General features: G+C 66.6%; 12 protein-coding genes. 7 read left to right on the forward strand and 5 right to left on the reverse strand.

The window, feature by feature from the left end:
- The 5 genes from accC to MRS60_RS02825 form a co-directional block, all read right to left on the reverse strand.
- The gene (gene accC, locus MRS60_RS02805) at positions 1 to 1,368 is read right to left on the reverse strand and encodes an acetyl-CoA carboxylase biotin carboxylase subunit (protein WP_034182676.1); all 1,368 of its coding nucleotides are present in this window, start codon (positions 1,366 to 1,368) and stop codon (positions 1 to 3) included.
- 84 nt (positions 1,369 to 1,452) lie between these two features.
- Positions 1,453 to 1,926 carry an acetyl-CoA carboxylase biotin carboxyl carrier protein gene (gene accB, locus MRS60_RS02810; RefSeq protein WP_034182677.1) on the reverse strand — a complete coding sequence of 158 codons (474 nt, stop codon included), beginning with the start codon at positions 1,924 to 1,926 and terminating at the stop codon, positions 1,453 to 1,455.
- Positions 1,927 to 1,992: 66 nt separating this feature from the next.
- Positions 1,993 to 2,445, reverse strand: a complete 453-nt coding sequence (gene aroQ / locus MRS60_RS02815; RefSeq protein ID WP_011350880.1) for a type II 3-dehydroquinate dehydratase — start codon at positions 2,443 to 2,445, stop codon at positions 1,993 to 1,995.
- Positions 2,446 to 2,639: 194 nt separating this feature from the next.
- Positions 2,640 to 3,191 carry a TlpA family protein disulfide reductase gene (locus MRS60_RS02820; RefSeq protein ID WP_034182678.1) on the reverse strand — a complete coding sequence of 184 codons (552 nt, stop codon included), beginning with the start codon at positions 3,189 to 3,191 and terminating at the stop codon, positions 2,640 to 2,642.
- Between the two features lie 7 nt (positions 3,192 to 3,198).
- The gene (locus MRS60_RS02825; protein ID WP_034182679.1) at positions 3,199 to 3,843 is read right to left on the reverse strand and encodes a hypothetical protein; all 645 of its coding nucleotides are present in this window, start codon (positions 3,841 to 3,843) and stop codon (positions 3,199 to 3,201) included.
- A 124-nt stretch (positions 3,844 to 3,967) separates the two neighbouring features.
- On the opposite strand from MRS60_RS02825, the gene mpl reads away from it, so the two are divergent.
- The 7 genes from mpl to MRS60_RS02860 all read left to right on the forward strand — a co-directional run bounded on the left by mpl (position 3,968) and on the right by MRS60_RS02860 (position 12,331).
- Entirely contained in the window at positions 3,968 to 5,464 is a 1,497-nt protein-coding gene (gene mpl / locus MRS60_RS02830) for a UDP-N-acetylmuramate:L-alanyl-gamma-D-glutamyl-meso-diaminopimelate ligase (RefSeq protein WP_374955218.1), read from the forward strand.
- Positions 5,461 to 6,030, forward strand: a complete 570-nt coding sequence (locus tag MRS60_RS02835; protein ID WP_105389870.1) for a YqiA/YcfP family alpha/beta fold hydrolase — start codon at positions 5,461 to 5,463, stop codon at positions 6,028 to 6,030. The genes mpl and MRS60_RS02835 overlap by 4 nt, the downstream gene beginning before the upstream one ends.
- Before the next feature lie 80 nt (positions 6,031 to 6,110).
- Entirely contained in the window at positions 6,111 to 8,198 is a 2,088-nt protein-coding gene (locus MRS60_RS02840; protein WP_034182682.1) for an RNB domain-containing ribonuclease, read from the forward strand.
- Positions 8,195 to 9,061, forward strand: coding sequence for a shikimate dehydrogenase (aroE, locus tag MRS60_RS02845; RefSeq protein ID WP_034182683.1), 867 nt, complete (start codon positions 8,195 to 8,197; stop codon positions 9,059 to 9,061). The genes MRS60_RS02840 and aroE overlap by 4 nt, the downstream gene beginning before the upstream one ends.
- A gap of 14 nt (positions 9,062 to 9,075) precedes the next feature.
- Complete coding sequence (gene mtgA, locus MRS60_RS02850) at positions 9,076 to 9,813, forward strand: monofunctional biosynthetic peptidoglycan transglycosylase (RefSeq protein WP_034182684.1); 738 nt, start codon at positions 9,076 to 9,078, stop codon at positions 9,811 to 9,813.
- A 426-nt stretch (positions 9,814 to 10,239) separates the two neighbouring features.
- Positions 10,240 to 11,850: a S10 family peptidase gene (locus tag MRS60_RS02855; protein WP_243565188.1), complete on the forward strand. Its 1,611-nt coding sequence runs from the start codon at positions 10,240 to 10,242 to the stop codon at positions 11,848 to 11,850.
- A gap of 82 nt (positions 11,851 to 11,932) precedes the next feature.
- On the forward strand, positions 11,933 to 12,331 hold the full coding sequence (locus tag MRS60_RS02860; protein ID WP_243565189.1) for an EF-hand domain-containing protein: 399 nt from the start codon (positions 11,933 to 11,935) through the stop codon (positions 12,329 to 12,331).
- Positions 12,332 to 12,552 lie beyond the last annotated feature (221 nt).

The raw sequence follows: 12,552 nt of genomic DNA on the forward strand, positions 1-12,552 counted from the left end.
TTACGCTTCTTCCGGTGCGACCTGCTGCTTCTGCGCGAGCCGGTTTTCGAGGTAGTGGATGCTGGTGCCGCCTTCGACGAACTTCGAGTCGATCATCAGCTCGCGGTGCAGCGGGATGTTGGTCTGGATGCCTTCGACGACCATTTCCGACAGCGCGATGCGCATCCGGCTGATCGCCTGCTCGCGGGTCGCGCCGTAGGTGATCAGCTTGCCGATCATCGAATCATAGTTCGGCGGCACGAAATAGCCATTGTAGGCATGCGAGTCGACGCGCACGCCGGGGCCGCCCGGCGTATGCCACGACGTGATCCGGCCCGGCGACGGCGTGAACTTGAACGGATCTTCTGCGTTGATCCGGCATTCGATCGCATGTCCGCGGAACTGGATGTCGCGCTGGCGCAGCGCGAGCTTCTCGCCGGCCGCGATGCGGATCTGTTCCTGCACGATGTCGACGCCCGTGATCAGTTCCGACACCGGGTGCTCGACCTGCACGCGCGTGTTCATCTCGATGAAGTAGAACTCGCCGTTTTCGTACAGGAATTCGAACGTGCCCGCGCCGAGGTAGCCCATCTTCTTGCACGCGTCCGCGCAGCGGTCGCCGATGCGGTCGATCAGGCGGCGCGGAATGCCCGGTGCCGGTGCTTCCTCGATCACCTTCTGGTGGCGGCGCTGCATCGAGCAGTCGCGCTCGCCGAGCCAGATCGCGTTCTTGAACGCGTCGGACAGCACCTGGATCTCGATGTGGCGCGGGTTCTCGAGGAACTTCTCCATGTACACCTGCGGGTTGCCGAACGCACGGCCGGCTTCCTCGCGGGTCATGTTGACCGCGTTGACGAGCGCGGCCTCGGTGTGCACGACGCGCATCCCGCGCCCGCCGCCGCCGCCTGCCGCCTTGATGATGACCGGATAGCCGATCGCGCGCGCAATCTTGACGATCTCCTTCGGATCGTCCGGCAACGCGCCTTCCGAGCCCGGCACGCACGGCACGCCGGTCTTGATCATCGTCTGCTTGGCGGTGACCTTGTCGCCCATCATCCGGATCGTTTCCGGGCGCGGGCCGATGAACGTGAAGCCCGACTGCTCGACGCGTTCCGCGAAATCGGCGTTCTCCGACAGGAAGCCGTAGCCGGGATGGATCGCCTCGGCATCGGTGACTTCCGCGGCGCTGATCAGCGCCGGCATGTTCAGGTAGCTCAGGTTCGACGGAGCCGGGCCGATACAGACGGCTTCGTCCGCGAGGCGCACGTACTTGGCTTCCTTGTCGGCTTCCGAGTAGACGACCACCGTCTTGACGCCGAGCTCGCGGCACGCGCGCTGGATGCGCAGCGCGATTTCACCGCGATTGGCAATGAGGATTTTTTCAAACATAGCGAGTATTCGTCTCTTCGAGGGGCGCGCGAACGGCGCCTGGCGAGCATCGGCGGCGCGCGGCCGGAAGGCCGCGCAGCGGGCTTAGCCGATCACGAAAAGCGGCTGGCCGTATTCGACGGCCTGGCCGTTCTCGACGAGGATTTCCTTGATCACGCCGGCCTTGTCCGACTCGATCTCGTTGAGCAGCTTCATCGCTTCGATGATGCAGATCGTCTGGCCTTCCTTGACCGTGTCGCCGACCTGGACGAACGGGTCTGCGCCCGGCGACGGCGCGCGATAGAACGTGCCGACCATCGGCGACGTCACGACGTGGCCTTGCGGGACGGCCGGCGCGGCTGCGGCGCCGGCTGCCGGTGCAGCGGCACCGTCGGTCGGCAGCGCGGCCGACGGAGCGGGCGCGCTGATTTGCGGGGCATACCCAGCCGTCGGCTGTACGTAGACCGGCGGTGCGTTCTTGACGATGCGCACCTTGCCTTCGCCTTCCGTCACTTCCAGCTCGGAGATGCCGGATTCGGAGACGAGGTCGATCAGAGTTTTCAGCTTACGAAGATCCATCGGGAATTCCCCTTTCAATACGTGAAAGCGCCGGTTAGGGGCCGGCGCTGAATCTAGATCGCGAATTCAGCCGCGCGACGTGCCTTGCAGCTTGTCCAGCGCGTACTCGAGCGCGTACAGATAACCTTTCCAGCCGAGCCCGCAGATCACGCCTTCGGCCTGGTCGGAAAAGTAGGAGTGGTGCCTGAACGCTTCGCGGCGATGCACGTTCGACAAGTGAACCTCGACGAACGGGATGCCAACGCCGGCGATCGCGTCCCGGATCGCGACGCTCGTGTGCGTATACGCGGCCGGATTGATCAGGATGAAATCGGTCTGTTCCTCCCGCGCGGCCTGGATGCGGTCGACCAGCGCGCCTTCATGGTTGCTCTGGAACGACGACAGTTCGGCGCCGGCTTCCCGGGCGCGCGCGGCAAGCGCCTGATCGATCTGCGCCAGCGTGACGCGGCCGTACACCTCCGGTTCCCGGGTGCCGAGAAGGTTCAGGTTCGGGCCGTGCAGCACCAGCAATCGTGTCATGGTCGCTTCTATTTCTGCGGAATTGCGCGAACTTTAGCGCTATTTAGAGAAATTTGTCTAGTTTTGCCGAACGGCCGAATTCGCCGGACCTGCAAGAATTACCGGTGCGGATGCAAAGTATCGGCGAATTCACGCGAAATTGCGGCGATCGACGGGCAAATTGCCGCGAACGTGCGGGCCGGCGTTCGGGCAGGTTACAGCGCGTCGAGCGTCTTTTTCAGCTCGGCCGGCTGGATTTGTCCCAATTTTGTCTCGCGAATCTTGCCGGTTTCGTCGATGACGACCGTAAACGGCAACGCGCCAGCCGTATTCCCGAAATTACGGGCCAGATCGGCGCCCGCATAACCGCTGACGAAAACCGGATAGTCGACCTTCACTTTCTGCAGAAAGTTCTTCACGTTCTGCTCGGAATCGACGCCGATCCCGATGAAACGGATGCCTTTCTGTTTGTACTGATGCGACAGCGCGACGAGCTCGGGCATCTCTTCGACGCACGGGCCGCACCACGACGCCCAGAAATTGACGACGACCTTCTGGCCCTTGAAGGCGGACAGCGTAGCCGGCTTGCCGTCGACACCCGTCAGCGCCGCCGCCCACAACTGGTCGACCGGGCTGCCCGCTGCGGCGGGCGAGGCGACGGCGGCGCCGTCGTCGGCATTGCCGCGGAACCAATGGCCGGCGGTAATCCCGCCGGCGACGGCGGCGGCCGCGACCACCGCGAGCGCCAACATGCGTTTCATCATCATCGTTGAATCATTCAGGTTCGGAAGGGGCTTTGCCTGCTTCGACGAGCGTGCGCAGCGCGGCGGCATCCGCACGGGCGACCCGGCCGCGCGAGTCGGCCTTGACCGCGCCGCGCAGGTCGTCGCTCGCATAGAGCGCGAGGTGGATGCCGATCGCGTCCACATCGCGCCGCGGGCGCCACAGGAAGCTCAGCGTCTCGACGTCGCCGCGGCCCGCGAAGTGCCGCGTCTCGGACACGTCGTACTGGATGTTCTGGTTCAGCAGGTAGATCGCGACGTCCTTCGGGTTGTCGGTGAATGCCTGCAGATGGATATCCGAATGCGCGTTTGCGGTGCCGTTCAGCACGGCGCCCGTCACATACGGACGGAACTCGGCGAGCCGGCGCATCCAGTCGAGCGCGATCTCGCGCAGCAGACGCAGTTCGTCCGGCTGCGTGTCGCTCTGGAACAGTGCGAGGTACTCGCGCAGTTCTTCCTCGATCTGATCGTTATCCGGCAGCCATTCGCCGGCAACGCGCGAATCGCCGAGCAACTGGCGCGCGGCCTTGCGTTTCGCGCCGGCATAGTCCAGCCCGTCCTCCGCGATCAGGCGGGCGGCGGACTGGGCGATTTCCTCGCGGACGCGCCGCGGGTCGACAAGAGGTTTGCGAGACATGATCCGGCAATCATACTAGATCGCCGCGGCGCCCGAACGCGGGTGCGGCGGCCTGCCGCCCGGTGCGCCGGCGGCGTTCGCGCGCATCGTTCCGGCCGCCGGGCACGGCAGGCCGTCAGTTACAATACTGCTCTTTGTGTCGCGGCGACGAGCGCCGGTCGCACGGCCTGTCCGGCGCGCCGCAGACGCATCTTTTCCGAATCGACGGCGCCCGGCGGCGCGAAAGCATTCATCTATGCACATCCACATTCTTGGCATCTGCGGCACCTTCATGGGCGGTCTCGCCGTACTCGCGCGCGAGGCGGGCCACACGGTGACGGGTTGCGACGCGGGCGTCTATCCGCCGATGAGCACGCAGCTCGAGGCGCAGGGCATCACGCTGATCGAGGGCTACGGCGCCGAACAGATCGACCTGAAACCGGACCTGTTCGTGATCGGCAACGTCGTCACGCGCGGTAATCCGCTGATGGAGGCGATCCTCGATCGCGGCCTGCCGTACGTGTCGGGCCCGCAGTGGCTCGGCGAGCACGTGCTGGCCGGCAAATGGGTGCTCGCGGTCGCGGGCACGCACGGCAAGACGACCACGTCGTCGATGCTCGCGTGGCTGCTGGAAGACGCGGGCCTGAACCCGGGTTTCCTGATCGGCGGCGTGCCGCTGAACTTCGGCGTGTCGGCGCGGCTCACCGATTCGAGCTTCTTCGTGATCGAGGCCGACGAATACGATACGGCGTTCTTCGACAAGCGCTCGAAGTTCGTCCATTACCGGCCGCGCACCGCGGTGCTGAACAACCTTGAATTCGATCACGCCGACATCTTCCCGGATCTCGCCGCGATCGAAACGCAATTCCACCACCTTGTGCGCACCGTGCCCGGTGTCGGCCGGATCGTCACGAACGGCCGCTCGGACGCGCTCGAGCGCGTGCTGGCGCGCGGCTGCTGGAGCGAGGTCGAGCGGTTCGGCGTCGACGGCGGCTGGCAGGCGTTGCCGGCCGAGGACGGCGTGCCGGTCGACGAGCGCTTTGCCGTGTATTCGCACGCGGAGCGTGTCGGCGAAGTCGCGTGGCAGGTGCAGGGCGATCACAACCGGATGAACGCGCTCGCGGCGATCGCCGCCGCGCGCCACGTCGGCGTGCCGCCCGCGCAGGCCGCGGCCTCCCTCGCGGCGTTCCGCAACGTGAAGCGCCGCATGGAAGTACGCGGCAGCGTGGACGGCGTGACCGTCTACGACGACTTCGCGCACCATCCGACCGCAATCGAAACCACGATCGCCGGCCTTCGTGCGCGCATCGGCAGCCGGAATGCCCGCATCCTCGCGGTACTCGAGCCGCGCTCGAACACGATGAAGCTGGGCGTGATGAAGGCGCAATTGCCCGCGAGCCTGGCCGATGCCGATCTCGTGTTCGGCTACGGCGCGCCGACCGGGCGTGACGCGCTCGGCTGGAATCTCGGCGAGGCGCTCGCGCCGCTCGGCGACAAGGCGCGCGCGTTCGACGATCTGCACCTGCTGGTGAAGGCCGTCACCGAGGCCGCACGCCCGGGCGACCACGTGCTCGTGATGAGCAACGGCGGCTTCGGCGGCGTGCACCAGAAGCTGCTCGATGCGCTCGGGAGCCGCACGTGATCCTGTATCTGCACGGCTTCCGGTCGTCGCCGGAATCGCAGAAGTCGCGGCTGCTTGCCGCGCGCATGGCCGAACTCGGCCGCACGGCCGAGTGGCGGTGCCCGTCGCTGTCCGTGTCGCCGCTCGACGCGATCGCCGTCGCGGAAGCCGAGGTTGCCGGTGCGCGCGACGTGACCGTCATCGGCAGCTCGCTCGGCGGCTATTACGCCACGTGGCTGGCCGAAAAGCACGGCTGGAAGGCCGTCCTGCTGAATCCGGCCATCGTGCCGCAGCGCGATCTCGAGCAGCATCTGGGCGAACAGCCGCTGTGGCACGGCGGCGGCACGATCGTCGTCGAGCGCCGTCACCTGCACGAGCTCGACGCGCTGCGCGTGCCGGCGATCACGCGTGCCGAGCGCTACTATCTGTTCGCGGCGACCGGCGACGAAGTGCTCGACTATCGAGAGATGCTGGCCCATTACCCGGGCGCGAAAACGCGCGTGATCGAAGGCAGCGATCACGGCATCAGCGAATTTGCCGACTATGTCGACGACGTTCTCGCGTTTTGCGACGGAAAAGCGCGATAAACCGGCCGCGTGCCGATCGAATCCCCATCATCATGCGGCGCCGCCGATGCGGCGTCCGGCAGTCTGAACGAGAGTACTGAGTGAACGTTTTCTTCGAGGAATCGGGCAGTTTCAAGGCGGGCAGCGTGCTGTCGCGCCAGGGCGACGCATTTCAGGTCGAGTTGCCCGGCGGGCGGCGTGCGAAGGTGCGCGCGAAAGACGTGCTGATCGAATTCGACAAGCCGGCCGCGGGCGAACTGATGCAGGAGGCCGACACGGCCGCGCAGCAGATCGATCTGGATTTCCTGTGGGAATGCGCGCCGGCCGACGAGTTCGCGTATACGGCGCTGGCCGAGGAGTACTTCGGCGCGGCGTACGGCCCGGTCGAGCGCGCGGCGCTGGTGCTGCGGCTGCATGGCTCGCCCGTCTACTTCCGCCGCAAGGGGCGCGGCCAGTACCAGCGCGCGCCGGAAGAGCAGCTCAAGATGGCGCTCGCGGCGCTCGAACGCAAGCGCCAGCAGGCGCTGGTCCAGGCGCAGTATGAAGAGGAACTGAAGGCCGGCAAGCTGCCGGAAGCGTTCGCGGGCAAGGTGCTCGGGCTGCTGACGCGGCCGGACAAGAACGCGATCGAATACAAGGCGATGGAAGCGGCGGCCGGCGCACGCGGCGTGTCGCCGGCGCGGCTGATGCTCGACTGCGGCGGCATCGCGTCGCCGCGTGCGCTGCACGAGGCGCGCTTCCTCGCGGAATTCTTCCCGCACGGCACGGGCTTTCCGCCTGTCGCGGTCGGCGCGCTGCCGGACGACCTGCCGCGCGCGAACGTCGAGGCGTTCTCGATCGACGACATCACGACGACCGAAATCGACGATGCGTTCTCGGTCGAACACCTGTCCGACGGCCGCGTGCGGATCGGCGTGCACATCGCGGCGCCGGCGCTCGGCATCGTGCGCGGCGACGCGGTCGACGCGATCGCGCGCACGCGCCTGTCGACCGTCTACATGCCGGGCGACAAGATCACGATGCTGCCGGACGACGTCGTCGACGTGTTCACGCTGAAGGAGGGCGATTACCGCCCGGCGCTGTCGCTGTACATCATCGTCAACCGCGAAACGCAGGACATCGTCGCGAACGAGACGCGTGCCGAACTCGTGTTCGTGAAGAACAACCTGCGTCACAACACGCTGGACGAGCTCGTCAACGAAGAGACGCTCGCGGCCGGCACCGGCGACTACCCGCACAAGGACGACATCGCCGTGCTGTGGCCGCTCGCGCAGGCGCTGTTCGAGAAGCGCCAGCTCGCGCGCGCGGGCTACGGCCTGAAGCGCGAAGTGCAGCGCAACACCGACTACAACTTCTACGTCGAAGGCGAGCACGTGTCGATCACGCCGCGCCGCCGCGGTTCGCCGCTCGACCTGATCGTGTCCGAGCTCGCGATCCTCGCGAACTCGACCTGGGGCGCATTCCTGCACGACCACACGGTGCCTGGCATCTACCGCTCGCAGCGCGGCTTCGGCGCGCCGGGCCCGAAGCGCACGCGGATGCAGACGACGGCCGCGCCGCACGAAGGCCTCGGCGTGCCGCAGTACGCATGGAGCACGTCGCCGCTGCGCCGCTACGTCGACCTCGTGAACCAGTGGCAATTGCTCGCGTGCGTGCAGCATGGCGTCACCGCCAAGCTCGCCGCGCCGTTCAAGCCGAAGGACGCCGACCTGTACGCGGTCGTGCAGGGCTTCGACGACACCTACACCGCGTATGCCGACTACCAGCGCCGGATGGAATATTTCTGGTGTCTGCGCTGGCTCGCGCAGGAGCAGAAGAAGCAGGTCGTCGCGAGCGTCGTGAAGGGCGATCTCGTGCGCCTCGAGGAAATTCCGCTGCTGCTGCACGTGCCGGGGCTCGGCGTGCATGCGCGCGGCACGCGCGTGCTGCTCGACGTGATGTCGCTCGACGAGCTGACGATCGAGGCGTCGGTGCGGTTGCTGAACGTGCTCGACGCGCCGACCGTGACCAGCGGCGATGCGGCCGAGGAAGAGGATGACGCCGAAAGCGGCGACGACACGCTGATCGACGCGGAAGACGCTTCGGCCGAAACCGAGGCGGAAGCGCTGGCCGAAGCGGACGGTGCGGCGGCAGGTGACGGTGGCGAAGCCTCGCGCGGCAACGACGGCGAACAGGGGCGCGCATCATGAACGCGGTTGCGTCGACGAGCGGCGCCGACCGCTACGTGGTGTTCGGCAACCCGGTGGCGCACAGCAAGTCGCCGTTCATCCACGCGCAGTTCGCCGCGCAGACCGGCGAGGCGATCGAGTACGCGCACCGGCTCGCGCCGGTCGACGGCTTCGAAGCGGCCGTGCGCGCGTTCGTCGCCGAAGGCGGTCGCGGCGCGAACGTGACGGTGCCGTTCAAGCTCGAAGCGCACGCGCTCGCCGACACGCTGTCGCCGCGCGCGGCGGCGGCGGGCGCGGTGAACACGCTGCGCATCGACGCCGACGGAAGCATCTACGGCGACAACACCGATGGCGTCGGTCTCGTGCGCGACATCGAAGCGAACCTCGGCGTGTCGCTCGCGGGCGCACGCATCCTGCTGCTCGGTGCGGGCGGCGCCGCGCGCGGGGTCGTGCTGCCGCTGCTCGAGCGCGCGCCGCTGTCGATCACGATTGTGAACCGCACCGCAAGCAAGGCCGAGGCGCTCGTCGGCCAGTTCATGCAGGCCGCACACGATGCGGGCTGCACGCTCGCGGGCGGCGGCCCCGATGTGGTGCGCGCGGAGCCGTACGACGTGATCGTCAATGCGACGGCCGGCAGCCTCGATGCCGCGCTGCCGGCGTGCGACGCGGCCGCATTCGGCGCGGGCACGCTGGCGTACGACATGATGTACGGCGCGCAGCCGACCGTGTTCATGCAGCATGCGGCGTCGCTCGGCGCACGCACGGCCGACGGGCTCGGGATGCTCGTCGAGCAGGCGGCCGAATCGTTCTTCATCTGGCGCGGCGTGCGGCCGGACGGTGCACCGGTACTTGCCGCGCTGCGCCAGGCGCTCGCGGCGAGCTGAACGGAGCGCGGCACGTGGTGGCGGTAAGCAGCACGCAGCGCACGCGAGCGGTGAGCCCGGCTCGCTGGATCGTCTACGCGGGTGCGGTGTTCGCGGGCGCGTGGCTCGCGACGCAGCTGTTCTATCTCGCGCAGATCGCGTTGTGGTCGTTCGTGAACCCGGGTTCGACCGCATTCATGCGCACCGACGCGTGGTGGCTGTCGCGCGACAAGCCGCCTGCGCAGATCCAGCACCAGTGGGTGCCGTACGACCAGATCTCGCGCAACCTGAAGCGCGCGCTGATCGCATCCGAAGACTCGACCTTCGCGACCAACAACGGCTACGACGTCGATGCGATCCTGCAGGCGTGGGAGAAGAACAAGGCGCGCGGCCGGATCGTCGCGGGCGGTTCGACGATCACGCAGCAGCTCGCGCGCAACCTTTTCCTGTCGCGCGAGAAGAGCTATATCCGCAAGGGGCAGGAGCTCATCATCACGTGGATGCTCGAAACGGTGCTCGACAAGGAGCGGATCTTCGAGATCTACCTGAATTCCGTCGAATGGGGCCGCGGCGTGTACGGTGCCGAAGCGGCCGCGCGCTATTACTACAGGATTCCCGCGAGCCGGCTCGGCGCGTGGCAGTCGGCGCGTCTCGCGGTGATGCTGCCGAAGCCGCGCTGGTTCGACGCGCATCGCGGCTCGGCCTACCAGGCACAGCGCGCGGCAATCATCGCCCGCCGGATGGGTGCGGCCGCGCTTCCGCAATCGGAGTGAACGGCGCGCTCGCGCCGCCGCATTGTCCGTTCTGCCGTCAATGCGCCATTGGTGCGCTGCAGCGCATTCCTGTCGCGTGCATTTCGGGCCACATCCTTTAGACGAATTCATCTATTTCGCTTTGCTGAGCAATGCCCGTGACTGCGCGATTTTGTTTGCCGATATGGCGCGAAATCCGCGCTTTTTTAGTATTCCCGGGTAAACACGAAAGACGTTGAAAGCAGCGCGAAATGCAACGTTTCGCGAACCGAAGCATTCCTGAAAGGTGTGCGCCGCACCGGCCGCCGGCCAAATATTTCAAAATTTTTCAAAGCCGATGTGCTCGCGTATATTGGCCAGCGCCTCGGCTTATCGGCCGCAATCGAGGCGGGGGGCGGCTTATCCGGCTGCTCGACACAAAAAACATCCGAGAGAAGGAAAGCAACGATGCCAGCGAGCAAAGCGAAGCTGTTGTTGGGGGTGGTTTTTTCTTCGCTGATTCTGACGGCCTGCAACGACGACGTGACATCGTCCGCTGCTGCGAGCGCCGACAACTCAGCCGATCCCGCCAGTCAGGTGGACAGGGCGTACAACGATCCGAACAGTTATTCGTCGAGCGCGAACGCGTCGCTCGACGCCTCCGCCGCGGTCGAAAAGGCCGCCGTCACGCATCACCAGATCACGCTGAACGGCAAGACGATCCGCTACACGGCCACGGCCGGCCACCTCGTCGCGCGCAATCCGCAGACGGGCGCGCCCGAGGCATCGTTCTTCTACGTCGCCTACACGGCCGACAACCAGCCCGCGGCGAAGCGGCCCGTCACGTTCCTGTACAACGGCGGCCCCGGCTCGGCATCGGTGTGGCTGCACCTCGGCTCGTTCGGCCCGCGGCGGGTCCAGACGGGCGACCCGAACGCGAACGCGTCGACGTTCCCGTTCGTCGACAACCAGGAAAGCCTGCTCGACACGACCGACCTCGTGTTCGTCGATGCGATCGGCACCGGCTTTTCCGAAGCGATCGCGCCGAACACGAACCAGACGTTCTGGGGCGTCGACCAGGACGCCGGCGCGTTCCGCGATTTCGTGACGCGCTACCTGACCGTGAACCAGCGCAACGATTCGCCGAAATACCTGTTCGGCGAGTCGTACGGCACGCCGCGCACCGACGTGCTCGCGAACCTGCTCGAGACGGCCGGCGTGAAGCTTGCCGGCATCGTGCTGCAGTCGTCGATCCTGAACTACAACACGAACTGCGATATGGCGAGCGACTATGTCGGCAACTCCAACAACGGGTCGAGCCCGGTGAGCTGCGCGGGCTTCGCGCCGTCCTACGGCACCGTCGGCGCGTACTACCAGCTCGACAATCCGAACCCGTCGAACCTGCCGCAGTATGCGGACCAGATGCGCCTGCTGACGGCCGGCAGCTACGCGCCCGCCGTGAACGCGTACCTGGCGAGCCATACGCCGCCGCCGCCGAATCTCGTCACGACGATGGCGAACTCGACCGGCGTGAAGCAGGCGCTGTGGAACGCGAACTTCAACGTGATCCCGACCTTCTTCGACAACAGCTTCCAGCTGTCGCTGATTCCGGGCACGCTGATCGGTCGCTACGACGCGCGCGTGAACGTGCCGGTGTCGAGCCCGCTCGCGGCGGACGGCGATCCGTCGAGCACGTTCATCACGAAGCCGTTCACCGACACGATCGGCAGCTACCTGCCGAACGAGCTGAAGTACACCGCGCAGTCGGCCTACTCGTTGAGCAGCAATGCGATCAACACATGGGACTGGACGCACGACGGCCTCGCGATGCCCGACACGATCCCCGATCTGGCCGCTGCGCTGACGCTGAATCCGTCGTTGAAGGTGCTGTCGCTGAACGGGTATCACGACATCGCGACGCCGTTCTACCAGACCGAGCTCGACCTCGCGCGGCTCGGGACGCAACCGAACCTGACGATCAAGGACTATCAGGGCGGACACATGGTCTATCTCGACGATACGTCGCGTCCGCAGGAGAAAGCCGACCTCGTGACCTTCTACAACGCGGCCGCGCACTGATGCGATACGCGACGCCGGCGAATGGCGCCCCCGGCGGCGCCTCGCCTGCCGTCGACGACCTCATTCCAGACTGGAGCCTGATATGAAGAATCGTTTCATCGTCGTTGCCGCGGCGCTCGTTTGCGCCGCCGCTGCAGCATCCGTATCCGCGTTCGCTCAGGAGAGCGACGCTGCCGCACCGGCGCGTGCGCGCCAGGCGCAGCTCGGCGATCCGTACGTGCCGCCGGCCGCGCGCAAGCCGACCGCCGGCACGCAGACGACGGGCGCCGCGCTGCATGCGCAGGTGGTGCGCAAGCTCGCGCGGCAGTTCGACTCGGCCGATACGCAGAGCACAGGTTCGATCACCGAGGCGCAGGCGCGCGCGGCCGGGCTCGGTTATGTCGCGAACCACTTCCGGCAGATCGATTCGGGCGGCAGCGGCCGCGTGTCGTTCGCCGACGTGCAGCGCTATATGCAGGCACGCAGCACGAGCCAGCAGTAAGCGCGGCGCGTGGTGAACAAACGGGGGCGGAACCTGCTGCGCGGCGGGTTCCGCCCCCGTGCACATGGCGCGGCCGTCGCGTCACGCGCGCAGCGTATCTCGCCTGAATTCTCATTATCTGGACAACGCATTCAAATATTGGAGACGAGTGCGTGCGCTCCTACAATCCGAAGCACATCGACAGCTTCGGACCCACGCATCGCGCGGCGCCCGACGCACAC

The sequence above is a fragment of the Burkholderia pyrrocinia genome, from assembly GCF_022809715.1.
In the GTDB taxonomy this organism is placed as follows: domain Bacteria; phylum Pseudomonadota; class Gammaproteobacteria; order Burkholderiales; family Burkholderiaceae; genus Burkholderia; species Burkholderia pyrrocinia_C.